The following is a 23,471-nucleotide window of genomic DNA, read 5'->3' as shown; positions in this document are numbered from 1 at the left end:
TATGCGCACCTATCAAGGCTCCTGCCATTGCGGCGCGTGCCGCTTTGAAGTGGACATGAACCTGGACCATGTCCGCAGCTGCAATTGCTCGATCTGCAAGCGGCGTGGCGCGCTGATTCATCGCGTACCGACCGCAGCACTGCGCATGTTGACGCCGCTGGATGATTTGAGCGTTTATCAGTGGGGATCAAAGACCGCAAAGGACTACTTTTGTCCGCGCTGCGGGATCCTTCCGTTTCGAGTGCCCAGCGCGCCCACGGCTCAAGAGCTGGCGCAGGGAAAGCAGGCCTTTGTCGGTTGGGCGGTCAACGTACGGTGTCTTGATGGGGTGGATTTGGCGGGGGTGCCGGTCCTGAAGGTGGACGGGGCGGGGCTGGCGATTTGACGTTGCAGAGTGGCAGGCCAAACCCAAGAGTCTCCCGCCAAACCGAATCCGGCGGTTTTACGACCACGCCAGGAGCGTTCGCAAAAAGGGGATATGGACCGGTCGACCATCGGCCCAAGGCATCAGGAAGGGCCACAGGTTCACCCGGCAAGAGCCCCGGCGAAGCGCAAGCAATTTCAGTTCTCAGGCTGGTTCGGCGGACTTTTTCTGCCCTAGCGCACCAGCGTCCATACCTAAAGGTGGGTATGCCCGCTCAGTTTTCTCCGCCTACGATAACGTTACACATCGAGGCCTGCTTCTCGTAAGCAGGTCTGCGCGTCTGCGCGATACGGAGAATGAGCCCATGAATTACCTTGAACTGATTCCGGTCCCTCCAAAACATACGTTCAACCTTGGGCTGTCTTCTCCTTCCAATAGCTACCTGATAGACCTGTTCGGGCACCCCGTGCAAGACGCCGTCTACAAACCGGACGGCAGCTGCACCCAGCCCAATGCGCCGGTATTCACTCCCCTTCTCGAGACGCGAAATGTCGGCCCGTTCAAGGTCACCGGGCTGCGGCCAGCGGTAATGTCGCTTCATGACGTGTTGTCGCGAGTGCAGCGTGAAATCCCAGATCTTTACGCGCTGCTGGGATCGGCTGGCATGCTGTGCTCGCGCTTTACGAAGATCAGGCAAGCCGACGGGTCTACGAAGATTGGACCTGGCGTGTCGAATCACAGCTGGGGAGCTGCGATCGACATTAACTTGGGCGGCGAGCTTGATGCACAAGGAAACAGCATGACGCAGCGCGGCTTGTTAATCCTGTCGACCTACTTCAACGCGGCAGGCTGGTACTGGGGCGCCGCCTTTCCGGTGGAAGACGCCATGCATTTTGAGGTATCAAAGTCCCTTTTCGCTCGGTGGAAAGCGGCCCGTGATATGTAGCGTATTTCATCGGCTTCGAATACTCGCACCGCCATAATAAGCGGGCTAATGACTCGGCTGACGAAGCGCGGGCCCTCATATCAGGATCGGACGTTTAGAAAACCCAGTGTTTTTCGTATATCAAGAACCGCAGACCATTTCCCCAGTAAAGAGCGATTCCGTTTCGCTAGGGTTCTCTGTATAGGCACGATGGTGGGCCGGTGATAGCCGTATCCATGCGGGTACAAAAAACACGCACGCCAGACCAGCCAACTAGAAGGCGGACCTAGACATATAGTGCGGTTTGCCCTTCTGCTTTAGACGGCTTCCGGCAAGCAACAACGAAGTCCCTGCCTAGGCGCGTCGAGTTCACAATTCTGAAGTTCTCGCCGCCGCCCCAGGTGAGCCCAAAGGAGACGCAGCCTAAACGCTGTAAATTCGCCAGCGCCCCGCACACCCTATCCGAAGGCTCCGACGAATTTCTGTTCTCCGTTGTCGCAACTTCCGCGCGTTCCGGCAGCCAACACGTGAGCACGCCCTCATGCCGTACTTGGTCAAAGGGCAGAGCATAAATCCTGTCCAGAATCTGTGCCTCCAGGCCATCCAATTGCCCAAGTATCTCCACGTACGCGCGCCGTACGTCCAGCCCGCTTTCGGAATACCCAGCGTTCACAAGCAAGTTAACCCAACGATCTTGTAGCGCGTCGTCTTCCTCAAGGGATGCCCCTTGGAAAAGCGGAATCGCCACTTTCATGGGCACTGGCCGCGTCGGATCGCCGAATCCGCATTGTGCGATCACTTCTTGCGCCCTCTTCATCAAGCGCACCTGCCGGTCCCAACGCATGTACTTCAGCTTGTCCTCGAAAATACCTACACCTTGCTCCAAGGGGCCTGCGATGAAACGGGCAATGAACCCGCCAGCATCCCGCGATGCTTCGATAAGCTTGCCGGAGGCATCCGCTATGGCCTTCGTAGCTTTCGCAACTTCTTGGGCGGTCTCGTTGTCCGGAGTCATGTCAGTTCTTTAGCGTGGATTGCCCACAAGTGTAGGTGCACTGCGGCGGGCGAAATTGGCCGAGTGTGGCAAGACTGCGGGGGTTGCCCCTACGGGGGAAATTTGGGCGAACGCGGGACGTGCTACCCCCGCAGAAAACCGCATCGAATTTCAGCCCGCATCTACGTAGCCACAAACCTGTAGGCGGCGACGAGCAGCAGGTAAACCAGCACAGACACGCCCAACAGACAAAGTCCTGCTAATACCGCATATAGAATTTTGGGAGGCTTGGCTATCAGTTGGGCCTGCACGTCCTTCACAAGAGCCTCATCGGTCTTGGCTGGCCCATGAACGCTGTCAGCCATGAGAGTGCTCGGGTACATGTAGGAGATAGTTATCCGTTCCTTCGGTGCCAGCACAGGCACCGCGATGTCACCGCCCGGCCCATCTTGCGCCGGTTCCCGCTTGAACTGCACAGGCGGGAAGATCACCACGTTCACTGGCAGCACCCCATGAGAAATGCGCAAGTTGTGCGCGGCCGATCGCCCCACATTCTCGTAAATAACCGTGTGAGTATGAAGCTGAACAAGTTGTCCGTCGTCAAGCCGCTGCCTATGGGTAGAGACATGCACTACGTAACGAATAACTTTAGGCTTCGCAGTCATCAGACGCTTGATCATGGGCCCTAGGATCAGAGCCACGACCGGCGAAGCAATCTTCGCGACACTCTCGAACTCTTCCAACGTCATGCGACTCTCTATTCTGGTCTGATAGTGCGGACGAATATAGTTCAGTGAGAGCTAAGAGGGGGACGAATCCGCGAGCACAATTTGGGTGCACTCGCGGCCTATAATTGCACCACCTGGGGATTCTGCACCCGTACCCAGCAGCTCGCAACCCACTGATTTAATTATTATTTATGGCGCGGCAGGAGGGGCTCGAACCCCCGACCCCGGGCTTAGAAGGCCCGTGCTCTATCCAGCTGAGCTACTGCCGCGCAGTCTTTGACACCCGGCAAGAGATCCGGGCGGCGCATTTTACCTTGTTGCGGGAAACTTTGCGGCGGCCCGTTACTCCCGCGCCGCCGCCTTCACTCTTCCTCGATATCCGCGTGCGTCGACACCCACAGCACGATTGCGTCTTCCGGGCTCAGGCTGATGACGCGGTGGCCCATGCGGCTGTCTATATAGAAGCTTTCGCCGGATGTCAGACGGGCCGGCTCGTAGAACTCGGTGAAAAGCTGGACTTCGCCTTCCAGCACGTAGACGAATTCCTCGCCGCCGTGGCGGCTCCAGTCCTGGAATTCGTCGAACGACCGGGCCTTGACGCGGGTGTGGAACGGCATCATGCGCTTGTGCGACAGGGCCGTGCACAGCAGGCGGTGGTCGTAGTAGGGCGTTTCGTATTGGCGGCCCTCGCCCTGGCGGCTGAGGCTGCGGCGGCCGGTGCCCATGTGGGCGTCGGACGCGGTGAACAGTTCGGCCACGTCCAGTTCCAGGCCCGCGGCGATCTTGATCAGGTTGTCATAGGTGGGCGACAGCAGGCTGTTTTCTATTTTGGACAGCGTGGACGCGGCGACGCCGGTGGCGGCCGCCGCCTGTTTCAGTGTCCAGTCGCGCGCCTGGCGCAGGGCTCGCAGCCGTTGTGCCAATGCGCTTTGTTTGTTGCCTTGCATCCTGTGTACCTTGTCATGCCCGCGTAGTGCGCTCCCGCCACCAGTCGCGCGCCTGGTAAGACCAATAAGTCAGTTGAACCGCCGCCGTGCCCAGGCCGCCGCCGTTCCAGGCCAGGCCAAAGGGTGCGAACAGTTTGTAGCGCTGCGTGTCGCCGGTGATCCCTTCGGCCACGACGCGCCCGCCGATCGAGGTGGTGTTCATGCCGTGTCCGCCAAACGCCGTGCAGTACCACACGTCCGGCGCCAGTTGGCCGATTTGCGGCATCAGGTGGCGGGCGTAGGCCATGCGCCCCGACCATGCGGTTTCAACGCGCACGCCCTTTAACTGCGGGTAGACGGACAGCAATTCGCGGCGCAAGGACTCGGCCAGATCGGGCGGGTCCTCAACACGGGTGGTGATTCTACTGCCCCAGCCGATGCGCCCGCCATCCAGCACGCGGTAATAGTTGCCGGCGCGGCGATCATCGCCGATGGCGGCGGTGCTGCGGATGGCTTCCTTTACACGGTCGCCCAGCGGTTCGGTCAGCATGATGTAGGTGGCAATGGGCAACATGGCGCGGCGCAGCGCCGGCACGACGTCGCCCGTGTAGCCGCCGGTGGCCAACACCACGGTGCGCGCGTCGACCTGGCCTTGCGCCGTCTTCAGATGCTTGACTGCGCCGTCCAGCGCCGCCCCGGTCACGGGGGAATCTTCATGGATGCGCACGCCCAGGCGCTGGCATTCGCGGGCCAGCGCGCGTGCGTAATTCAGCGGATGGAAATGGAACGAAGAAGGGTCTTCGATGCCTTGGTGATAGACATCGGACACCAGCCGTTCGCGCACCTGCTCGCGCGTCAGAAAGCGCACGTCGCGGCCGAAGTCGCGGCGCTGCGCATCGCACCATTGCTTGAGCGCGTCGGTGGCTTCGTAGCGCACCACGCGCAGGCGGCCGTCGACCTGATGCGCGTCGGCGATGCCCAGGGTGCGGATGTTGTCGCGGATGATCTCCACGCCTTCCATCGACAGCCGGTATAGCTGCCGGTAATGGTCTTCGTCCACATGGCGCTTGATGGCGTCGGCGCCGGCCGAGAACGCGGGCGACACCGAGCCGCCGTTGCGGCCCGACGCGCCCCAGGCAATGCGCCGCCCTTCCAGCAACGTGACGCTGCGCCCGCGCCGGGCCAGTTCCAGCGCGGTGGACAAGCCGGCCAGGCCGCCGCCCACCACGCAGACGTCGGTGCTGGCCACGCCGGCCAGCGGCGCATAGCGCGTATCGCTGCCCGACAGGGTGCGCTTGTAATAGGTGTCGATGTACTCGGAGGCCATGCCGGTGCGGTCCGTGTCAGTGCAGGCTTGCGCCTTGCAAGCCGCCCGTCAGGCGCTTTTCCAGCCAATTGGCCAGGCGCAGCAACGGGTAGCAGTAGATGAAATAGATGGCGGCGATCATGCCGTAGATGAATAGCGATTTGGCCGGGAAGGTGATGATGAACACCTCGCCCTGGCGCGTCAGTTCGGTGATGCCGACCACCGACAGGATGGCGGTGCTTTTGATCAGCATGACGTACACGCCGCTCATCGGTTGCACGATCAGGCGCATGGCCTGCGGCAACACCACCAGCCGCAGGATTTGCAGGGGCCGCAGGCCCAGCGTCATCGCGCCTTCGGTCTGGCCGCGCGGCACGGACTGGATGGCGCCCATGACGATTTCAGCGACATAGCAGGACGTGTACACCGACAGCGACACGAACGCGGCGGTGCCGGAATCCCAATGCAGCAGTTCGATACCGGTGCTGGGCAGCACAAAGTAGAAAATGTAGAGCTGCACCAGGAACGGCGTGCCGCGCAGGACGTGGATATACAGCCCCAGCAATTGATGGATAACACGTATGTGATAGCTGCGGATCACGCCGATCACAAAGCCCAGCAGCGACCCGGCGATGATGGCCACAAAGGATATCTTCAGCGTCTCCCAGAAGCCCTTCAGCAGGAAGGGCAGCACGACGCCGGCGGTGGACAGATAGGAATCCAGCATGCTTACCTCGCGTTCCAGGCCGGGCCGGCCAACCACAGGCTGACGCCCCGCGACAACAACAGCATCACGCCGTAGATCAGCAGATAGCCGGCGGCAATCGTCAGGAAACTTTCGCTGGGCACGATGCGGTCACTGTTCATCTGCACGCCCGCGGCCACCAGTTCAAACACCGTGATCAGCGACAGCAACGACGTGTCCTTGATAAGAACGGCGGTCTGCCCCAGCAAGGGCGGCAGCGTATTGGCAAAGGCTTGCGGCAGCACGACGTAGCGCAGCCGCTGTTGATAATTCATGCCGCACGCCTTGGCGCCTTCGATCTGGCCGCGCGGCACGGATTCGATGCCCACGCGGATGATCTCGCTCATGTAGGCGGCGTGGTGCAGCGTCATGGCCATGATGCCCAGGATCATTTCGCTCCAGCGCCCGGCGCCCGGTATCAACATGGGTACCGCGTAATAGACCAGGTAGATCTGCACCAGCAAAGGCGTGGACCGGATGAACTGCACGTAGGCCGCGACCGGCCGCCACACGGCGGCGCGGCGCGACATGTGCAGCAAGGCCAGCGGCACGCCGGCCAACACCGATAGCACCAGGCTGGCGCCCGCCGCGATCAGCGTGTTGGCCAGGCCCCTGGCGAATTCGCCCGTGTACTGGCTGACGATGCGCCAGTTGTAATAGTCAGTCAACCAGTCCATGGGCGCTTCGGCCTCCCCTGTTATGCCGCGCTATCAATCCGTGATCGGTGATCGTCAATCAGCGATCCGTGATCAGTGGTCCTTCTTCCAGTCGGTGGAGTACCAGTACTTCACCTGATCCGGCAGCGTGTTGTCGGCGGTCTTCAGCGTTTGCCAGTTATCCAGCCAGAACTTCAGGCGGAAGGCGTTGGGGCCGACGGCAAAGGCCAGCGGTTCGCGCACCATCACGCCGTCCAGGACGCGCAGGTTGCCGAAGTCCACCAGGAACTGGTTGGCGGTGGACATGGACATGATGCCGGCGTCCAGACGGCCGCTGGACAAGGCCTGGCCGACCGGCGCGCTGCCGCCCGAGAACTCTTTCATGGTGGCCTTGGGCAACATCTTCTTGCCCACTTCGGCATACGTGCTGGCGCCCAGCACGCCGACGTTCACGCCCGCCTTGTCCAGTTCCTCGTACGACTTGTAGGGCGAATCCTTGGGCACGACGGCAACGGTTTCGGCATAGAACATCGGCGCCGAAAACAGCACCTGCGCCGCGCGCTGCGGCGTGGGCGTCATGTCGGCCGCCACCATGTCGGCCTTGCCCGACAGCAGCGCGGGCAGCAAGCCCTTCCATTCGTAGTCTTGCAGTACAAGCTTGACGCCCAGGTCGTCCGCCATGCGCTTGGCCACTTCCACGGCCAGGCCAGTGCGTTTGCCCGTCTTGTCCATGAAGCTCATCAGGGGCCCCGACGTCTGCACCGCCACGCGCAATTCACCGCGCTTGATGATGTCGCCCAGTTCGTCGGCCTGCGCCGGCAGCGCCACCGTGGCCGCCGCGAACGCGACGCCGGCCACGCCCAGCCATTGTTTGATTTTCAACATTTGAATGTCCCCTAGAGGTGGATAAAACCTTGTCATTCCGGGCAAAGCGTTGTGTTGCCGCATGGCCGGCAGCGCCCGGATTTGCCGGACCGGCCTGTGCTTGGACTACAGGATCTTGTCCAGGAAGGCGCGCGTGCGCGGCTCCTTGGGATGGCAGAACACGTCGTCGGGCGTGCCCGTTTCCACGATGCGGCCCGCGTCCATGAACAGCGCGCGGTCACCGACGTCGCGCGCGAAACCCATCTCGTGGGTCACCACCGCCATCGTCATGCCGTCGCGCGCCAACTGCCGCATCAATTCAAGAATGCCGCCCACCGTTTCGGGGTCCAGCGCCGAGGTGGCCTCGTCGAACAGCATCAGCTTGGGGTCCATGGCCAACGCGCGCGCAATCGCCACACGCTGCTGCTGGCCGCCGGACAACTGGCTGGGATAGCGCTGGCCGTAATCGGCCATGCCCACGCGGCCCAGGAGATCAAGCGCGTATTTTTCGGCGTCGGCGCGGCTGCGGCCACGCACCACGCGCTGGGGTAGCGCAACGTTGTCCAGCGCGGTACGGTGCTGGAACAGGTTGAAGTGCTGAAACACCATGCCCACCTCGGTGCGCCAGTGGTTCACGTCGGTGGCGGAGTCGGTCAGCGACACGCCGTCCACGCGGATCGTGCCGCTATCGATGCTTTCCAGACCGTTCAGCGTGCGCAGCAAGGTGCTTTTGCCGGACCCGGACGGCCCCACGATCACCATGACTTCGCCTCGATTCAACTGGCAATCCACGTTGTCCAGCGCCAGATGCGGGGGCTGCCCGTCGCGCTGGAACGTCTTGGTGACTGCCTGGACATCAAGTAAAGCGTCTGCCACTGATGCACCTCGAAGAGGGGTTTTTCTATGGCCCGCGCCGCCCACCCAGGGGCAAAAGACGCTAAAGCCGGTTTAGAAAAAAAAGTTTCGCAATTCACGCCGGAGTTTCGTATAGTAAATTTTTTTCCCGAATCGCCACTTAGGCATAACCCGCATAAGCCGCGCATAAGCCGCGCATAAGCCGCGCATAACCCCGCATTTCCCGCACAACCCGCTTGGCGAAGCACAGGTTTCGCCGGCAATCCAAGGAACCGGCATGGACACCCCTCAAACCATCCTGCAAGCGCTCGGCCTTTCCGCCGACGCCCTTACCGGCGGCACCCTGGCCGCGCGCAGCCCGATCGACGGCGCTGAACTGGCGCAGGTGCACGAACACACGGTGGCCCAGGCCCATTCCGCGATCACGCGCGCACGGCAGGCCAGCCTGGCCTGGCGCGACGTGCCCGCCCCCCGCCGCGGCGAACTGATCCGCCTGCTGGGTGAAACGCTGCGCCAGAACAAGACCGCGCTGGGCCGCCTGGTCAGCCTGGAGGCCGGCAAGATCCTGGCCGAAGGCGAAGGCGAAGTGCAGGAAATGATCGATATCTGCGACTTCGCCGTCGGCCTGTCGCGCCAGTTGTACGGCCTGACCATCGCATCCGAACGCCCCGGCCACCGCATGATGGAAACCTGGCACCCGCTGGGCGTCATCGGCGTCATCAGCGCGTTCAACTTCCCCGTGGCCGTGTGGTCCTGGAACGCCGCGCTGGCCATCGTTTGCGGCAACGCCGTCGTCTGGAAGCCGTCTGAAAAAACCCCCTTGACCGCCCTGGCCTGCCAAGCCCTGTTCGCACAGGCCATGCAACGATTCGGCGACGCCCCCGCCGGCTTGTCCGAAGTGCTGATCGGCGGCCGTGAAGTCGGCGAAGCGCTGGTCGATTCGCACACCGTGGCGCTGGTGTCCGCCACCGGCTCCACCCGCATGGGCCGCCAGGTCGGCCCGCGCGTTGCCCAACGCTTCGGCCGCGTGCTGCTGGAACTGGGCGGCAACAACGCCATCATCGTCGGCCCCACCGCCGATCTGGACATGGCCGCGCGCGGCATCGTGTTTGGCGCTATCGGCACCGCCGGCCAGCGCTGCACCACCACCCGCCGCCTGATCGTGCACGAGAGCGTTGCCGACGCCCTGGTCCAACGCCTGCACAAAGCCTACGCCAGCGCCCCCATCGGCAACCCGCTGGACGCTGGCCACCTGGTCGGCCCGCTGATCGACCGCGGCTCGTTCGACGCCATGCAAGACGCCCTGCGTGCCGCGCGTGAACAAGGCGGCAAGGTGACCGGCGGCGAACGCGTGCTGGAAAACGAATATCCCAACGCCTGGTACGTGCGTCCCGCCATCGCCGAAATGCCCGGCCAGACCGACGTCGTCTGCCACGAAACCTTCGCGCCCATCCTGTACGTGATGCGCTACAAGGAATTTGCCGACGCGCTCGCCCTGCAAAACGGCGTGCCCCAAGGCCTGTCGTCCGCCATCTTCACCAACGACCTGCGCGAAGCCGAAACCTTCCTGTCCGCCTCTGGTTCCGACTGCGGCATTGCCAACGTCAACATCGGCACGTCCGGCGCGGAAATCGGCGGCGCCTTCGGCGGGGAAAAAGAAACGGGCGGCGGCCGCGAATCCGGTTCCGACGCCTGGCGCAACTACATGCGCCGCGCCACCAACACCATCAACTACTCGCGCAACCTGCCGCTGGCGCAAGGCATCAAGTTCGGCGAATAAACCCGCCCGCATGATTTGATGCACAAGGCCCCGCGCGTTGTCCGCAACGCGCGGGGCCTTGTGCATGGGTTTTGCCTGTTTGCGACACGCCGCGTAACGCCTGTTTATTACACCCCCTACATCCGATAAGCCTGCCTTACAAACAGTTGCGACGCGCGATGCTACATTGCCTCGTCACAAGAAAAACACACCGCAACCATGTCCTTACGCCGTCTTGCACCCCGCCGTTTCACCCTGCACGCCCTGACCGCCGCCGTTGCCCTCAGCGCCGCCGGCTCTGCCGCCGCGGGCGTCTCGTACCGCCTGGACCGCCCCTCGGCCGCCCCCGGCGAAACCGTCACCATCGAAGCCGTGTTCTTCAACGAAGGCAGCGCGCGCGCCAACTGGGAAGCCCCGCCGGAACTCGTTCTGCAATGGCGCAGCCAGGACGGCCAGATCGTCCGAAGCCTGGCCAAACTGGCCGGCGACCGCGCCAGCTACAGCGTGCCCGTCAACAACTTCGCGCGCATGGCGTGGACCGCCGTGGTGCCCAGCAGCGCCCACGGACTGCAAGCCGTCTCCATCGAAGGGCAACCGTCCATGATGGCGCTGGACGCCACCGGCCGCGACGGCGGCACCATCGCCAGCCGCCCCGCCCAGGGCCCCGTGGTCGACGCACGCAGCGGCGAACCCGTACCCGTAGCCGCCGTCACCGCCGTCGGCGCTTCGCCCGAAGGCGGCCCCGCGCCCAACGCCGCCGTGGCACCCACCGTGCAACCGCAAACCGCGTTCGACCGCTTCCGCAGTTCCATCTCGGAATACAAGCCCGTCTACTTCGACATCGGCACGCGCGGCCAAACCACCGCCCGCTTCCAGATCAGCGCCAAGTACCGCCTGTTCAGCCCCGCCGGCGACCAGCCGGCCACCTGGGGCCAGAACTTCTACCTGGCCTATACCCAGACCTCGCTGTGGGATCTGCAAAGCGATTCGATGCCCTTCATCGATACGACCTTCAACCCCAGCGCCTTCTGGCTGTCGGACAACATCTGGCAGTCCGCCAACCAGAACTGGCGCTTTGGCATGAACACCGGGGTCGAGCACAGCTCGAACGGCAAGGACGGCGACGACTCGCGCTCACTTAACGACGGCTACATCGAACCGCGCTTCCACTACCGCTTTGACAGCGGCAGCACGCTGACCTTCGCCCCCAAGGTCAAGGCCTACTTCAGCGTGGCAGACGAAAACCGCGACTACGCCGACTACGCCGGCCGCGTCGACTGGCAGCTGCGTTGGGCGCAAGACAACGGCGCCGTGGTGTCCGCCATGTACCGCCAAGGCGACCAGAAGCGCCGCACGACGCAGCTGGACTTCGCGTGGCCCTTGCAGCGCACGTGGCTGAACATGAACGGCTATCTGCACTTGCAGTACTTCAACGGCTACGGCGAAACGCTGCTGGGCTACAACCAACGCAACGAATCGCAGTTCCGCGTGGGCCTGTCGCTGGTCCCGTAACGCAGCATCGCCACAAAGCGGTCTGCAACCCACGCAGACCGCCCTCACCTTCCCAAGCGGCCCGCCCCTTCGTGGGGCGGCCCCCCGCCGGCCGCGCGCCCCTTTGCAGGCCCTGCCCCAACACCGCCCCGTCGTCGTAAACTCCCTTCAAAAAAAAACACACAAGGGATCCAAGGCATAACCATGTTTGCCGACCTGAACCATCTATCCCATCATGCCGCCTGGCGCCGTCAGCTGGAAATGCTGTTGGAATCCGCCGGCGAAGGCATCTACGGGATCGACCTGCGCGGCCGCTGCATCTTCATCAACGGCGCGGGCGCCACCTTGCTTGGCTACACCCCCGACGAAGTCGTGGGCCGCAACATGCACTACTTGATCCACCACTCCCACGCCGACCGCGCCCTGATGCCCGTGCACGACTGCCGCATCTTCCAGGCCTTTCGCGAAGGTCGTGGCGTGCGCGTTGACGACGAAGTGCTCTGGCGCCGCGACGGCTCCTGCTTTGACGCCCAGTACGCCTCATACCCCATCCGCAACGACGGCGAAGTGGTGGGCGCCGTCGTTACCTTTTCCGACATCACCGACCGCAAACGCATCGAACGCGAACTGCACAGCACCCAGGCCCTGCTTGAACGCCGCGTTGGCGAACGCACCGCCGAACTCAGCAATGCCCACGATTCCCTGCGGCGCCTGTCTTCGCACCTGTCCACCCTGCGCGAAGAAGAACGCGCCCACATCGCCCGCAACATCCACGACGATCTCGGCGCGTCATTCACCGCCCTGCAACTGGACCTGAACTGGCTGCGCCGCCAGCTTGGCGCCACCCCCGCCCTGCAATCCCACGTCGATCGCATGCTGGAAGTCACCCAGACCGCCATGGGCGCCACCCGCCGCATCCTCAGCGACCTGCGCCCCGTCGTCCTTGACCACCTGGGCCTGTGGGCCGCCCTGGAAACCCTGCTGCAAGACCTCCAGACCCGCACCGGCCTGCAATGCCGCTACCTGTGCCCGCCCGACACCGAACGCCGCCGCCTTGACCGCAACGCTGAAATCGCCGTCTACCGCATCGTCCAGGAACTGCTGACCAACGTGCAACGCCACGCCTGCGCCCGCAGCGTCAGCGTCAGCGCCGTCTGGAGCGACGACGGCCTGTTGCTGACCGTTGAAGACGACGGCATCGGCATGCAGCTGCCCGAAGCCCGCCACACCTTCGGCATCCTGGGCATGCGCGAACGCGCGCGCGGCATCGGCGGCGATCTTGCGCTGGACAGCGCGCCCGGCGCCGGCATGCGCGCCCGCCTGCGGCTCAATCCCACCTGACACTCCCATGGCCCTGAACCTGCTTATCGTCGACGACCACCTCATCATCCGGCGCGGCCTGGCCCGCATCCTGGAAGAAGACCCGCGCGTCGCTCTCGTGCACGAGGCCGCCGACGCCCCATCGGCCCTGCGCGCCCTGCGCCAGACCCGTTACGACGCCATGGTGCTGGACGTGGCGCTGGGCGAACGCGACGGCCTGGACGTCCTGAAAACCGTGCGCGCCGATTACCCCGCGCTGGGCGTCGTCATGCTGTCCGTCTACCCCGAAACCCAGTTTGCCGTGCGCGCCCTGCGCACCGGCGCGCACGCCTACCTGAACAAAGGCTGCGACCCCGACGAGCTCCTGTCCGCCCTGGTCAACGCCGCCGCCGGCAAGCTCTACGTGACCCCCGCCGTCGCCGAACTGCTGGCCCACACCGTGCGCCAGGACAGCACCCGCCCCCCACACGAACAACTGTCCAACCGCGAATTCCAGGTCTTGCAACTGCTGGTCGCGGGGCGATCCGTCTCCGCCATCGGCGAACAGCTGGCGCTGTCCGTCAACACCATTTCCACCTACCGCAGCCGCATCTTTGAAAAGCTGGGCGTGCGCACCCTGGTCGAGCTGGTCGCCTACGCCAACACGCACCAGCTGGGTGCGATTTAGCCCCCTGGCGCACCAGCGCGGCGCGCCCGCGCACCGCGTAGTACGCGCACTACACGCATATCGTCGAACCCGGGATACCGGTGCCGCGCGCCCGGCCCCATGATGGCTCCAACCCTTCTGGCCGGAGCCATCCCATGTCCCTATTCAGCAACCCGTTCGATGCCAACAGCCGCCTTGCCTGCGGTTGTGGCCGCCACGCCTCGCAGGCCGACCACGAACGCGCCGCGCAATCGGCCACGGAGGCAGCCGCCGCGCTTGCCCGCCAAGGCACCGCCCAACTCCGCGCCAGCCACGACGACACCACGAGCAACGCCGTCGACCAGGCCGTCATGCGCGCCCTGTTCCCGCAAGACGCCCTGCGCCGCCGCTTCCTGCGCGCCGTCGGCAGCAGCACCGCCATGGCCGCCATCGCGTCGATCTTTCCGCTGGCCGCGGCCCGCGAAGCCTTCGCGCAATCCACCGGCCCGCTGGAAAAGCAAAAACTGAAAGTCGGCTTCATCCCCATCACCTGCGCCACGCCCATCATCATGGCGCACCCGATGGGGTTTTACGCCAAGCAAGGCCTGGACGTAGAAGTCGTCAAGACCGCCGGCTGGGCGCTGATTCGCGACAAAGCCATGTCCGGCGAATACGACGCCGCCCACATGTTGTCGCCCATGCCGCTGGCCATCTCGATGGGCGTGGGCGCCAGCCGCGCCGTGCCGTGGACCATGCCCGCCGTTGAAAACATCAACGGCCAGGCCATCACCCTGTCCATGAAACACAAAGACCGGCGCGACCCCAAAGACTGGAAGGGCTTCAAGTTTGCCGTCCCGTTCGACTTTTCCATGCACAACTACCTGTTGCGCTACTACCTGGCCGAACACGGCCTGGACCCTGACACCGACGTGCAGATCCGTTCCGTGCCGCCCCCTGAAATGGTCGCCAACCTGCGCGCCGACAACATCGACGGCTTTCTTGCGCCCGACCCGGTCAACCAACGCGCCGTGTACGACGGCGTCGGCTTCATCCATACCTTGTCCAAAGCCATCTGGGACGGCCACCCCTGCTGCGCGTTTTCCGCCAGCAAGGAATTCGTGACGGCCATGCCCAACACCTATCAGGCCCTGCTCAAGTCCATCATCGAAGCCACCGCCTACGCCCGCGACGCCGCGCATCGCAAGGAAATCGCGTCCGTCATTGCCGCCCCCAACTACCTGAACCAGCCCGTCACCGTCGTTGAACAAGTGCTGACCGGCACCTATGCCGATGGCCTGGGCAAAGTGCTGACCGACCCCAACCGCATCGACTTCGATCCCATGCCGTGGCAATCGTTTGCCGTGTGGATCCTGACGCAGATGAAGCGCTGGGGCCAGGTCAAGGGCGACATCGATTACCAGAAGGTGGCGGCCGACGTCTTCCTGGCTACCGACGCCGTGCGCCTGATGCGCGAAGCCGGCCTGACCCCGCCCGCTGAATCGGCCAAGACCTTCAGCGTCATGGGCAAGCCGTTTGATCCGTCGCAGCCCGAGGCCTATCTGGCCAGCTTCAAGATCCGGAGGACCTGATGCGGTCCGTGCAATATTGGCGGGCAACGTTTCTGTCCGTTGCGTTGTTCCTGGCGTTTTTGCTGCTTTGGCACGCCGCCACCCGCCCCGACACCGGCGGCGTGGCGGTGGACCCGGCTTATGCCGCGCTGGTCGGCAACGCCGCCGCCAGCGGATCGAAGACGCCCTTTCCCGGCCCGGCCGAGGTCGGGGAAAAGCTGTGGCAACACATCAAGGACCCCTTCTACGACCGCGGCCCCAACGACAAAGGCATCGGCGTGCAGCTGGCGTATTCGGTGGCGCGCGTCTTGACCGGTTTCAGCCTGGCCGCGCTGGTGGCCATCCCGCTGGGGTTTTTGATCGGCATGTCCAAGACCGTTTACCGCGCGTTCGACCCCTTCATCCAGGTGCTCAAGCCGATCTCGCCGCTGGCCTGGATGCCGCTGGCGCTATACACCATCAAGGACGCCGACACGTCCGCCATCTTCGTCATCTTCATCTGCTCGTTGTGGCCGATGCTGGTGAACACCGCCTTCGGCGTGGGCGCCGTGCGGCAGGACTGGTTGAACGTGGCGCGCACGCTGGAAGTGTCGCGCCTGCGCACCGCCTTGCAGGTGATTTTGCCCGCCGCCGCGCCCACCATCATGACCGGCATGCGCATCTCGGTCGGCATTGCGTGGCTGGTGATCGTGGCCGCCGAAATGCTCATCGGGGGCACCGGCATCGGCTACTTCGTCTGGAACGAATGGAATAACCTGTCCATCGCCAACATCATCTGCGCGATATTTTTCATCGGCCTGATCGGCATGCTGCTGGACACCGTGCTGGCACGTGCCGCGCGGCTGGTCAGCTATCGGGAATGACGCCATGAGCCATGCATTTCTGCAAGTCCAGGGCCTGGGCAAACGCTATCCCGGACGTAATGGGCAGCCGCAAGCGCCGGTGTTCGAGAACATCGACTTCGATATCGAACAGGGCCAGTTCGTCTGCGTGATCGGCCATTCCGGCTGCGGCAAGACCACCATCCTGAATGTGCTGGCCGGCATCGACGACACCAATGAAGGCGTCGTCATCATGGACGGCCGCCAGATCTCCGGCCCCTCGCTGGAACGCGGCGTGGTGTTCCAGGCGCACGCATTGCTGCCTTGGCTGACGGCGCTGCAAAACGTGGAATTCGGCGTGCGCTCACGTTGGCCCGCGTACAGCCGCGATCAGGTGCGCGAACACAGCATGCGTTACCTGGACATGGTGGGCCTGGCGCATGCGGCCGCCAAGAAGCCCAGCGAATTGTCGGGCGGCATGAAGCAGCGCGTGGGCATCGCCCGTGCCTTCGCCATCCAGCCCAAGATGCTGTTGCTGGACGAGCCCTTTGGCGCACTGGACGCGCTGACGCGCGGCACCATCCAGGACGAGCTGCGCGCCATCGTGCAGCAGACGCGCCAGACCGTATTCATGATCACGCACGATGTGGACGAAGCCATCTTGCTGTCGGACCGCATCCTGCTCATGAGCGCGGGCCCCTACGCCCGCATTGCCGAGTCCGTCAGCGTGGACCTGCCGCGCGACCGGACCCGCGCCAGCCTGCATCACGAACCCCGCTACTACGACATCCGTAACCATCTCGTCGACTTCCTGGTCGACAAGGCATCCCACAAGGAGTGAACCCCATCATGATGTCCCGCGCTGAAGTAACCGAACTGGTCGTTACCCGCAAGCTGGAAAAGAAGCTGTCCTGGACCGCCATCGCCGAAGCCGTCGGCCAAAGCAAGGAATGGACCACCGCCGCGCTGCTGGGCCAGATGACGCTGACCGAGGAACAGGCGCTGGCCGCCGCCCGCATCCTGGACCTGCCCGACGACGCCGTGGTGCAGCTGCAAGTGGTGCCCTACAAGGGCTCGCTGCCCAGCACCGTGCCGACCGACCCGCTGATCTACCGCTTCTACGAACTGATCAACGTCTACGGCACGACGTTCAAGGCGCTGATCAACGAAGAATTTGGCGACGGCATCATGAGCGCCATCGATTTCAAGATGGACCTGTCGCGCGAAGCGGACCCCAAGGGCGACCGCGTGCAGATCGTGATGAGCGGCAAATTCCTGCCGTACAAGACGTATTGAACGATTGCGCCGCAGCGCGGCTGTGTAGAGGGCGGGGGCGGGGCGGGGCCGGGGCCGGGGCCGGGGCCACGGCTGCGGCGGGGGCCGGGGCCACGGCTGCGGCGGGGGCTAGGGCTGCGGCTCGCGGCTTCGGCTTGGCGACTGCGCCCGGACGCTAGGGGTGGGCGCTTCGCCTATTCTTCCACCGCCAGCTCTTCCCAGCCCAGCTCGCGCGTGCGCCGTAGCGCGGACGTGACCTCGTCGGCGGCCTCGCGCACCGCGTCCACCAGGTCCAGCCCGGTCAACAGCCGGGCGGTGACGCTGGCCATGAACACGTCGCCGGTGCCATGCACCGACGGCGGGATGGCGATTTCCGGGTGCGTCACCACGCTGACCTGGTCCTGCGTCACCACCGCCAGCTGCAAGGAGCCGGGTGCCGCCACCATCGGCGCGGCGCTGGTCACGACGATCCATTTCGGTCCCAGCGCCATCAGCTCGCGCGCGGCCTCCGCGACCTCGTCGATGGTCGACAACGCCCGCCCCACCAGCATCTCAAGTTCGAAATGGTTCGGCGTCATGCCGTCGGCCAAGGGCACCAGCAGGTCGCGGTACTGCGCGACCAGGCCCGCGTCCACATACAGCCCGTCGTTGCGGTCGCCCATGACCGGATCGATATGCACGCGCACGTCCGGCCGCATGGCGCGCAGTGCCGGCAGCCAGCTGGCCAGCAAGTCCGCCTGCCCCGGCTGCCCCAGATAGCCGCACACCACGGCGCGCGCCACGCGCGTCACGCCGCGTTCGTCCAGCCCTTTCAATAGCCCGGCAAACCAGTCCAGCGGCACGGCACCGCCATGCAGCGTCGGGTAGTGCGGCGTGTTGCTGAGAAGAACCGTCGGCACCGCGATGGCGCGCAGCCCGGCGCGGCGAAAGATCGGCATGGCCGCATTGTTGCCCACGTAGCCGTAGACCACTTGCGACTGGATCGAAATGATGTCCACCTGCGCGGTGGTGGCGGGCAACGCTGCGCCGGCGGTAAGGGCAGCGGAGATGACGGTCATACGGCGGGCTCCTGACGGAACAAAGTTGCATGCGGCGTAGCGCCGGCTGTGCAACATTCTAGTCCCGCGCGGCGCCTTCGATGGCAGCGGCCGAGCCATCCCGCGCCCCGCCCTCGCCGGCGGCGGCCAGCCAATCGGCGCCATCGCGTATCGCTTTGGCCATGGCGCCCAGGTGCGGCGCATAGGGATAGGCGGACGACGCGGTGACGCGGCACTGCGCCATGTCGGGATGCGCGGTGTTAAGCAGGTACTGAAAGCCGCCAGACGCAGCCGGCACGCGCAGCAGCAATGACTGGCCGCTGGCTACCCACGCGTCGCCTATCGCGCGGGTGGCGCGCAGGTCCGTCTGCCAAGGCATGGGCGCGTCCGCCACGCTGACCGAACGGCCGGGCGTGGTCACCGACAGCAAGTGATAGCCGCGCGGCAAGGCGTCGGGGTGCGCAAGCTCGGCCAACACCAGCCGCGCCAGCACCGCCGCCGCCGGGCTGGCCTCCAGCACGATGACCGGCACGCCCGCGCCATGCCAGCGGCCGGCCGGGCAGGCGCGCGGCTGTAAATCCCGGGCATTGCTCAAGCGCCACAGCAGCATCATGGTCCGTTGCCTTCGTCGATATCGATCAGCCAGCTTTCAATGAACCCGGCATAGCGCCCGTGCTGGCACAGCAGCAGGGGCACCCGGCCCAGCAGCCGGCGCTTGGGGCTGCGCAGCCAGCGCTGCGCCTCATCCCGGCCGCCAAATACCAGCTCGGCCAGCCACACCACCCGCAGCGCGTGATACAGCGCCCGCAGGTCGGACACGTCCAGGCCGAATGCCATGCCGGGCTCCGGTGGCCATAACGGCAGCAGCGGAAACCAGCGCGCCACGTCTTCCGGGAACGTCTGACGCAATGCCTGCAACAGCGGCGCGGCGCCCTGCAACGTAGACGGTGCGCGAGTCGCGCCCAGGGCCTGCGTCAGCCGCAGGTCCAACGCCAGCGTGACGCCGTGGTCAGCCGCGGCGTTCGCCGCGCGGGGCGGTTGGTGGATCACCGTGCGTGCCTGCGCAACGTCCACGCCCAACGCCGGCTTACGGAGCGCGGGCGACGGAGGCGGGGCCGGGCGTTGCCGCCGTGCTTTGCTCGAACGCGGCGTTGAGCGCTGCGCCATCGATACTGACGGTTCCGGCATTCAGCAAGCCCTCCATGTAGGCCCGCGCGGCCAATTCCTGACGTTGGCTGCGCAGCGCCGCGCGCAGTTGTTGGCTGACCTGATCGAACGGCGTCACGCCCGCCGGTTGCAACGCCGTCAGCTTCAAGATGTGAAAGCCGGCCGCCGACTGCACCGGCGCCGACACGTCGCCAGCCTTCATCTGCTGGACCACCGGACGCATTTCCGGCGTCAATTGCGCCAGGGGCACGAAGCCGATGTCACCGCCTTGCGCCCGCGTCGTCTCGTCGCGGGAATTGGCCTGCGCCAGTGCCGCGAAGTCGGCCTTGGGCGCCTGGGCGCGCTTGGCCAGGTCCTGCGCCTGCTTGCGCGCAGCGGCGACCGCGTCGGCATCGCCCAGCGGCGCGGGCAGGAAGATCTGGCTGACGTGGTACTGCGCGGGCACGGTCAGCTGCGGCTTGGCGCGTTCGTAGGCGGCTTGCAGATCGGCGTTGGTGGGGTAGCCATCCGGCGCACGGCTGACCGAGTCCAGATAGCTTTGCATCACGATGCGCTCCTCGGCCGCCTGCACTGCACGGCGGATGTCGGGCTGATCCTGCCAGCCCTGCGCACGCGCCTGTTCGATCAGCGCCTTCTCTGCAAGACGGGCACGCAGCCATTGCTCCAGCCCCGCCCGGTTGTCCTGCAACTGCTGGCGCGCTTGCGGCGGCAAGGCCTGCAATTGGCGCATCAGCTCGTCGCGATCAACCCGTACGGCGCCTAGCGTGGCGATGGCCGTGGCTTGGGTCTGCGGCGAGTTCGATTGCGATTTGGCGGTGGCGTTAGAAGATGGCGCGGCGGCGGCCGCCGTGGCGGCGAGCGTTCGGGCCGTAGCCGAGCCGGGGGCGGGTACGGGTACGGGAGCGGGAGCTGAAGCCGATGCAGGCGCTGGCGCCGAAGCCGCGGCCGTGGGCGATGCCTCGCCGCTTTGCGCGTCGTTGCCGCGCATCAACGCCACCGCGCCCGCCAGAACGGCGATCAGCAACACGGCCGCCGTGACGCGCAGCCGTTTGTTGGCGCTCAGGGTCTGGTTCATGGTTCTATCCCTTCTGGCAATTAACGTTACACAATCGCCAACGATTCAGCCGGGGTTTGCACCGCATTCGCATCCTCCTGCGCCGACGCATTGGCGCGCAGGAACAGCAAAAACTCTTGCAGCAGCCGGTCCCACAATTCCGTCGTGGCGCGCAGATACGATTCCGACACGCCGCCCGCCACGATCACGTCCAGTTCCAGCACCAGGAACACGCCCTGCACCGTCAGCCGGGCAAAGCGCTTTTCCACGTTCCAGCGCTCGGCCAGGCCGGCGGGCACGTCGCCCTGCACGCGCAACGCGCAGCTCAGCGTGTAGTCCAGAAAATGGCCGTCCTGCTCGGCCGGGTTGCCCATGCGGGCGGCAAAGCCAACGCCCTGGCTGGCGCTCAACAACTGCACCATGCCGTTCTGCTCGGACAGCGTGACGCGGTAGCCCACGGATTGCAGCAACGCTTGCAGGCGTTCGGCGTCGACATCAAGGATCAAGCTGGTTTCGGTCATTCTCAAGGTCCTGAAAAATGGGATGAAGCGATCTGGGAAAGCAAGGCTACGGGCGCGACGTTGCAGCGGCTTGACTGCCCGGCACCTGCGCGTCGTACAGCTTGTCGCCATAGGTCTGCGCCTGCTCTTCGAACTGCACGCGCGCCTTGCCGGCAAAGGGCTGCTTGATGGCCAGGATGTCGCCGGTGCTGATGCGTTCGTAGGCGTTCAGAATTTCCTTGCCCGCCTCGTACATCTGGCGGTTCCTGGCCACGCAGGTCTTGATGTCGTCATCACGCAGCGCCACCGTGCGGGCCAGCGCGGCGCGCTCGGCTTCCTTGGCGCGCGACAAGGTCAGGAGTTCGTCGTACGCGCCCTTGAACTTGCCCAGCTGCGCCTGGCTGGCCGCGACCTGGGCTTGCGCGGCTTGCGCCACGGCGTCCTGTTGCCCGGCCAGCTTTTCGGCTTGGCCACGGCTCTTGGCCAGCTGCGCGCGCAGCAGCTCCAGCTCTTTCTGCGCGGCGTCGCGTTGGGTTTCGGCGGCCGTCTTGGCTGCGTTGATCTGCGCCTGTTCGCTTTGCAGTTGCTGTAGCTGCTGCGTGGTGCTGCGCAACTGCGCCCGCAGGCGCTCTTCCATGCTTTCGGCTCGCGCGCCGCCCGCCACGCTCAAGCCGGCCGCGCACAAGGCCACGGCCGCCGCCAAGCGCCGCCCGCGTCCCGCCGTGGCCGCATGGCGGGATTCATCCCAAACGGTATGCATGTCCATGGCCTTAGAACCTGGCGTTGATTTCAAACTGCATCGTGTCGATGGCCAAGGGCGGACCGTAGATCTCCTTGGTGCTCATCCAGCGGAATACGCCGTACACGTTCTTCTCGAACGCGTAGCCCGCGCCGATGTAGTAGCCGCGCGCGTTGGTGCCGCCCTGGTGGAACGACGAATCGTTAAAGGCGTCGGGCAGTGCGTCCGGCTGGATGTACTTGTAGCCAACGAAGGCCAGCCAATCACCCTTGTCCTTCAAGTCATACGAGCGCCCCAGCGTGGCTTGCAGCATCCAGGCGTTGGGGCCGCTTTCGATGTCGCCGTTGTCGCCGAAGTTGTTGACGATGTAGCCTTGCGAGCGGCTCGCCATCTTGTTCTTGCTGTAGGCCAGGTTGCGGATGTAGTTGCCGTTCAGACGCAGGCCCAGGCCATCGAACACGCGCGTGTCCCACCGCAGGTTCAGGTCCAGCAGGTCAAACTTGGACGCCAGGCCCACGTATTGCGGCTGCGGCGTGTCGGCCGGGTTAAGCGGGTTGGGCGCGATGTTGCGCAGCAGGAACAGCGTGTTGCCCTTTTGCATGAATGCCGGGCGCGACCAGTCGGTGTCGCAGTTTTCGGCTCCGGCCCAGGGCGAACATGAGCTGGATCGTTGGCCCGCGATGTTGTCGAAGTGGTAGTAGGCCAGCGCGCCGCGCAGGCTGTTCTGGTTGTTGATCTTCCAGTCGGCGCCTACCTGTGCGCCCAGCAGCCATTTATTTTCCGTTTCGCCTTCGCTCATCGACGATGAGCTCCAGCCGTTGTTCGCGTATTCCGTCGCGAACGCGCCCAGCGTGCCGAACAGCGTCACGTCGCGGCCTTGCAGCGGGTGCTTGAAGATCGCGGCGATACCGTCAAAGTTCAGATCATTGGAGAACAACGTATCGGTGGATTCGAACGGGTTGGCGATGCGCCCGCCGGTCACCGTGGCCCATTTGGCCGGGCGATAGGTCAGGTAGGCCTGGTCCAGCCAGATGTCTTTTTTGCCCATGCCGCCGCCCAGCGTCTGCGAGGTGGAAACCGGGCTGTCGTCGCTGCCGGTGGCCAGCCGGATGCCGGCCGTCCAGGCATCCGAGATTTCGGCGCGCACGCCCAGGCGGGCGCGGATGCGCAGCTGGTTGCGGCGGTCTTCGCGCGTATTCAACATGGGCGGATAGCCGCCGTTGGTATTGGGGTTGACGTCGTATGGCCCCTTGGCGTTCAGCTTGGCGAAGTCGGTGATTTCATTGCTGTTGCCGCCGTTGTACAGGCGCGATTCGTCGCGCACCCGCACATCGCCTTCCACCGTGATGCGCGATACCCAGTCCGGAAACGTGTTGGGTTGCGCCCAGTTTTCTTCCTTGGCCTGCACCATGACTTCCGCCTTGACCTCGTCGCGGATCTGGTCGCGCACGGTCTGCGGGATGTAGGGCACGCGCACATCGCCGGCCTGCGCCACGGCGGCGCCCCGGTCCGGCGTGGCCTGGCGGGCCGCCTTCGCTTCGGCTTCCGCCTGCGCGACCAGCGCATTGGCCTGTTCGGGCTTGAGCACGCCTTGCTGCACCAGCAGACGGATCAGGTTGATGGTGGCGTTCTCGGACGGCGCGGGCGCGCTGTGCGCCGGCGGGCAGGCGGCGCCCGCCACGGCCAACGCCAGCGATACCGCCAACCGGTTCAAAGGGAACTTCATGCTGTTGTCACTCCAGGATCAATTCA

25 protein-coding genes and 1 tRNA gene are annotated in these 23,471 nt (G+C 64.8%); 10 read left to right on the top strand and 16 right to left on the bottom strand.

Annotation, left to right across the window (positions count from 1 at the left end; all coding sequences use genetic code 11):
• Nucleotide 1 precedes the first annotated feature (1 nt).
• Nucleotides 2–385, top strand: coding sequence for a GFA family protein (locus V6F88_RS20000; protein WP_332611688.1), 384 nt, complete (start codon nt 2–4; stop codon nt 383–385).
• A 343-nt stretch (nt 386–728) separates the two neighbouring features.
• Nucleotides 729–1,310 carry a M15 family metallopeptidase gene (locus tag V6F88_RS19995; protein ID WP_332611687.1) on the top strand — a complete coding sequence of 194 codons (582 nt, stop codon included), beginning with the start codon at nt 729–731 and terminating at the stop codon, nt 1,308–1,310.
• A gap of 265 nt (nt 1,311–1,575) precedes the next feature.
• Here the strand turns inward: V6F88_RS19995 and V6F88_RS19990 are convergent, their stop codons facing one another.
• The 9 genes from V6F88_RS19990 to V6F88_RS19950 all read right to left on the bottom strand — a co-directional run bounded on the left by V6F88_RS19990 (nt 1,576) and on the right by V6F88_RS19950 (nt 8,384).
• Nucleotides 1,576–2,304, bottom strand: a complete 729-nt coding sequence (locus tag V6F88_RS19990) for an Abi-alpha family protein (RefSeq protein ID WP_332611686.1) — start codon at nt 2,302–2,304, stop codon at nt 1,576–1,578.
• A gap of 161 nt (nt 2,305–2,465) precedes the next feature.
• Nucleotides 2,466–3,032, bottom strand: a complete 567-nt coding sequence (locus tag V6F88_RS19985) for a hypothetical protein (RefSeq protein WP_332611685.1) — start codon at nt 3,030–3,032, stop codon at nt 2,466–2,468.
• Nucleotides 3,033–3,203: 171 nt separating this feature from the next.
• A tRNA-Arg gene (locus tag V6F88_RS19980) sits at nt 3,204–3,280 on the bottom strand.
• Between the two features lie 93 nt (nt 3,281–3,373).
• Nucleotides 3,374–3,958 carry a helix-turn-helix domain-containing protein gene (locus tag V6F88_RS19975; protein ID WP_332611684.1) on the bottom strand — a complete coding sequence of 195 codons (585 nt, stop codon included), beginning with the start codon at nt 3,956–3,958 and terminating at the stop codon, nt 3,374–3,376.
• Between the two features lie 13 nt (nt 3,959–3,971).
• Nucleotides 3,972–5,264, bottom strand: coding sequence for an NAD(P)/FAD-dependent oxidoreductase (locus V6F88_RS19970; RefSeq protein WP_332611682.1), 1,293 nt, complete (start codon nt 5,262–5,264; stop codon nt 3,972–3,974).
• A gap of 16 nt (nt 5,265–5,280) precedes the next feature.
• On the bottom strand, nt 5,281–5,970 hold the full coding sequence (locus V6F88_RS19965) for an amino acid ABC transporter permease (protein WP_332611681.1): 690 nt from the start codon (nt 5,968–5,970) through the stop codon (nt 5,281–5,283).
• Between the two features lie 2 nt (nt 5,971–5,972).
• Nucleotides 5,973–6,665 carry an amino acid ABC transporter permease gene (locus V6F88_RS19960; protein ID WP_332611680.1) on the bottom strand — a complete coding sequence of 231 codons (693 nt, stop codon included), beginning with the start codon at nt 6,663–6,665 and terminating at the stop codon, nt 5,973–5,975.
• 72 nt (nt 6,666–6,737) lie between these two features.
• Nucleotides 6,738–7,529 (bottom strand): ABC transporter substrate-binding protein, encoded by a 792-nt coding sequence (locus tag V6F88_RS19955; RefSeq protein WP_332611679.1) that lies wholly within the window; start codon nt 7,527–7,529, stop codon nt 6,738–6,740.
• Between the two features lie 105 nt (nt 7,530–7,634).
• A complete protein-coding gene (locus tag V6F88_RS19950) occupies nt 7,635–8,384 on the bottom strand; it encodes an amino acid ABC transporter ATP-binding protein (RefSeq protein WP_332611678.1) in 750 nt (249 codons plus the stop codon).
• Between the two features lie 256 nt (nt 8,385–8,640).
• Here V6F88_RS19950 and amaB point away from each other — a divergent pair, with 256 nt between their 5' ends.
• The 8 genes from amaB (at nt 8,641) to cynS (ending at nt 17,243) form a co-directional block, all read left to right on the top strand.
• Nucleotides 8,641–10,143, top strand: a complete 1,503-nt coding sequence (amaB, locus tag V6F88_RS19945; RefSeq protein WP_332611676.1) for an L-piperidine-6-carboxylate dehydrogenase — start codon at nt 8,641–8,643, stop codon at nt 10,141–10,143.
• Nucleotides 10,144–10,341: 198 nt separating this feature from the next.
• A complete protein-coding gene (locus tag V6F88_RS19940; RefSeq protein WP_332611674.1) occupies nt 10,342–11,634 on the top strand; it encodes a phospholipase A in 1,293 nt (430 codons plus the stop codon).
• 183 nt (nt 11,635–11,817) lie between these two features.
• Nucleotides 11,818–12,954: a sensor histidine kinase gene (locus tag V6F88_RS19935; protein WP_332611673.1), complete on the top strand. Its 1,137-nt coding sequence runs from the start codon at nt 11,818–11,820 to the stop codon at nt 12,952–12,954.
• A gap of 7 nt (nt 12,955–12,961) precedes the next feature.
• Nucleotides 12,962–13,600 (top strand): response regulator, encoded by a 639-nt coding sequence (locus tag V6F88_RS19930; protein ID WP_046804855.1) that lies wholly within the window; start codon nt 12,962–12,964, stop codon nt 13,598–13,600.
• Nucleotides 13,601–13,734: 134 nt separating this feature from the next.
• Nucleotides 13,735–15,147, top strand: coding sequence for a CmpA/NrtA family ABC transporter substrate-binding protein (locus V6F88_RS19925; protein WP_332611671.1), 1,413 nt, complete (start codon nt 13,735–13,737; stop codon nt 15,145–15,147).
• Complete coding sequence (gene ntrB, locus V6F88_RS19920) at nt 15,147–15,989, top strand: nitrate ABC transporter permease (RefSeq protein ID WP_104144089.1); 843 nt, start codon at nt 15,147–15,149, stop codon at nt 15,987–15,989. Before V6F88_RS19925 ends, ntrB begins: the two co-directional genes overlap by 1 nt.
• A gap of 4 nt (nt 15,990–15,993) precedes the next feature.
• On the top strand, nt 15,994–16,788 hold the full coding sequence (locus V6F88_RS19915; protein ID WP_104144090.1) for an ABC transporter ATP-binding protein: 795 nt from the start codon (nt 15,994–15,996) through the stop codon (nt 16,786–16,788).
• Between the two features lie 11 nt (nt 16,789–16,799).
• Nucleotides 16,800–17,243, top strand: a complete 444-nt coding sequence (cynS, locus tag V6F88_RS19910; protein WP_332612030.1) for a cyanase — start codon at nt 16,800–16,802, stop codon at nt 17,241–17,243.
• A 173-nt stretch (nt 17,244–17,416) separates the two neighbouring features.
• On the opposite strand, the gene pdxK is transcribed toward cynS, so the two are convergent.
• Genes pdxK through V6F88_RS19875 form a run of 7 tightly spaced genes read right to left on the bottom strand, consistent with a single transcriptional unit; the run spans nt 17,417 to nt 23,445 of the window.
• Nucleotides 17,417–18,280, bottom strand: a complete 864-nt coding sequence (pdxK, locus tag V6F88_RS19905; RefSeq protein ID WP_332611669.1) for a pyridoxine/pyridoxal/pyridoxamine kinase — start codon at nt 18,278–18,280, stop codon at nt 17,417–17,419.
• 58 nt (nt 18,281–18,338) lie between these two features.
• On the bottom strand, nt 18,339–18,872 hold the full coding sequence (locus V6F88_RS19900) for an RES family NAD+ phosphorylase (RefSeq protein WP_332611668.1): 534 nt from the start codon (nt 18,870–18,872) through the stop codon (nt 18,339–18,341).
• On the bottom strand, nt 18,869–19,333 hold the full coding sequence (locus V6F88_RS19895; protein ID WP_332611667.1) for an MbcA/ParS/Xre antitoxin family protein: 465 nt from the start codon (nt 19,331–19,333) through the stop codon (nt 18,869–18,871). The genes V6F88_RS19900 and V6F88_RS19895 overlap by 4 nt, the downstream gene beginning before the upstream one ends.
• A 13-nt stretch (nt 19,334–19,346) precedes the next feature.
• Nucleotides 19,347–20,501 (bottom strand): peptidylprolyl isomerase, encoded by a 1,155-nt coding sequence (locus V6F88_RS19890; RefSeq protein ID WP_332611666.1) that lies wholly within the window; start codon nt 20,499–20,501, stop codon nt 19,347–19,349.
• A gap of 26 nt (nt 20,502–20,527) precedes the next feature.
• Nucleotides 20,528–21,001 (bottom strand): YbjN domain-containing protein, encoded by a 474-nt coding sequence (locus tag V6F88_RS19885; protein ID WP_332611664.1) that lies wholly within the window; start codon nt 20,999–21,001, stop codon nt 20,528–20,530.
• 46 nt (nt 21,002–21,047) lie between these two features.
• Nucleotides 21,048–21,740 carry a DNA repair protein gene (locus V6F88_RS19880; RefSeq protein WP_332611663.1) on the bottom strand — a complete coding sequence of 231 codons (693 nt, stop codon included), beginning with the start codon at nt 21,738–21,740 and terminating at the stop codon, nt 21,048–21,050.
• A 10-nt stretch (nt 21,741–21,750) separates the two neighbouring features.
• Nucleotides 21,751–23,445: a putative porin gene (locus V6F88_RS19875; protein ID WP_332611662.1), complete on the bottom strand. Its 1,695-nt coding sequence runs from the start codon at nt 23,443–23,445 to the stop codon at nt 21,751–21,753.
• Nucleotides 23,446–23,471 lie beyond the last annotated feature (26 nt).

Source organism: Achromobacter sp. ESBL13 (assembly GCF_036668755.1).
In the GTDB taxonomy this organism is placed as follows: domain Bacteria; phylum Pseudomonadota; class Gammaproteobacteria; order Burkholderiales; family Burkholderiaceae_B; genus Achromobacter.
The sequence above is the reverse complement of the archived record's forward strand: the minus strand, read 5'-3'. Positions and strand labels throughout refer to the sequence as shown.

Coding starts and splice junctions, on each gene's coding strand:
- V6F88_RS19970 (WP_332611682.1), bottom strand. CDS start 5,264: ATGGCCTCCGAGTACATCGACACCTATTACAAGCGCACCCTGTCGGGC.
- pdxK (WP_332611669.1), bottom strand. CDS start 18,280: ATGACCGTCATCTCCGCTGCCCTTACCGCCGGCGCAGCGTTGCCCGCC.
- V6F88_RS19965 (WP_332611681.1), bottom strand. CDS start 5,970: ATGCTGGATTCCTATCTGTCCACCGCCGGCGTCGTGCTGCCCTTCCTG.
- V6F88_RS19935 (WP_332611673.1), top strand. CDS start 11,818: ATGTTTGCCGACCTGAACCATCTATCCCATCATGCCGCCTGGCGCCGT.
- V6F88_RS19925 (WP_332611671.1), top strand. CDS start 13,735: ATGTCCCTATTCAGCAACCCGTTCGATGCCAACAGCCGCCTTGCCTGC.
- V6F88_RS19990 (WP_332611686.1), bottom strand. CDS start 2,304: ATGACTCCGGACAACGAGACCGCCCAAGAAGTTGCGAAAGCTACGAAG.
- V6F88_RS19995 (WP_332611687.1), top strand. CDS start 729: ATGAATTACCTTGAACTGATTCCGGTCCCTCCAAAACATACGTTCAAC.
- V6F88_RS19930 (WP_046804855.1), top strand. CDS start 12,962: ATGGCCCTGAACCTGCTTATCGTCGACGACCACCTCATCATCCGGCGC.
- V6F88_RS19955 (WP_332611679.1), bottom strand. CDS start 7,529: ATGTTGAAAATCAAACAATGGCTGGGCGTGGCCGGCGTCGCGTTCGCG.
- V6F88_RS19875 (WP_332611662.1), bottom strand. CDS start 23,445: ATGAAGTTCCCTTTGAACCGGTTGGCGGTATCGCTGGCGTTGGCCGTG.
- V6F88_RS19940 (WP_332611674.1), top strand. CDS start 10,342: ATGTCCTTACGCCGTCTTGCACCCCGCCGTTTCACCCTGCACGCCCTG.
- ntrB (WP_104144089.1), top strand. CDS start 15,147: ATGCGGTCCGTGCAATATTGGCGGGCAACGTTTCTGTCCGTTGCGTTG.
- V6F88_RS19915 (WP_104144090.1), top strand. CDS start 15,994: ATGAGCCATGCATTTCTGCAAGTCCAGGGCCTGGGCAAACGCTATCCC.
- V6F88_RS19985 (WP_332611685.1), bottom strand. CDS start 3,032: ATGACGTTGGAAGAGTTCGAGAGTGTCGCGAAGATTGCTTCGCCGGTC.
- cynS (WP_332612030.1), top strand. CDS start 16,800: ATGTCCCGCGCTGAAGTAACCGAACTGGTCGTTACCCGCAAGCTGGAA.
- V6F88_RS19900 (WP_332611668.1), bottom strand. CDS start 18,872: ATGATGCTGCTGTGGCGCTTGAGCAATGCCCGGGATTTACAGCCGCGC.
- V6F88_RS19975 (WP_332611684.1), bottom strand. CDS start 3,958: ATGCAAGGCAACAAACAAAGCGCATTGGCACAACGGCTGCGAGCCCTG.
- V6F88_RS19885 (WP_332611664.1), bottom strand. CDS start 21,001: ATGACCGAAACCAGCTTGATCCTTGATGTCGACGCCGAACGCCTGCAA.
- amaB (WP_332611676.1), top strand. CDS start 8,641: ATGGACACCCCTCAAACCATCCTGCAAGCGCTCGGCCTTTCCGCCGAC.
- V6F88_RS19960 (WP_332611680.1), bottom strand. CDS start 6,665: ATGGACTGGTTGACTGACTATTACAACTGGCGCATCGTCAGCCAGTAC.
- V6F88_RS19880 (WP_332611663.1), bottom strand. CDS start 21,740: ATGCATACCGTTTGGGATGAATCCCGCCATGCGGCCACGGCGGGACGC.
- V6F88_RS20000 (WP_332611688.1), top strand. CDS start 2: ATGCGCACCTATCAAGGCTCCTGCCATTGCGGCGCGTGCCGCTTTGAA.
- V6F88_RS19890 (WP_332611666.1), bottom strand. CDS start 20,501: ATGAACCAGACCCTGAGCGCCAACAAACGGCTGCGCGTCACGGCGGCC.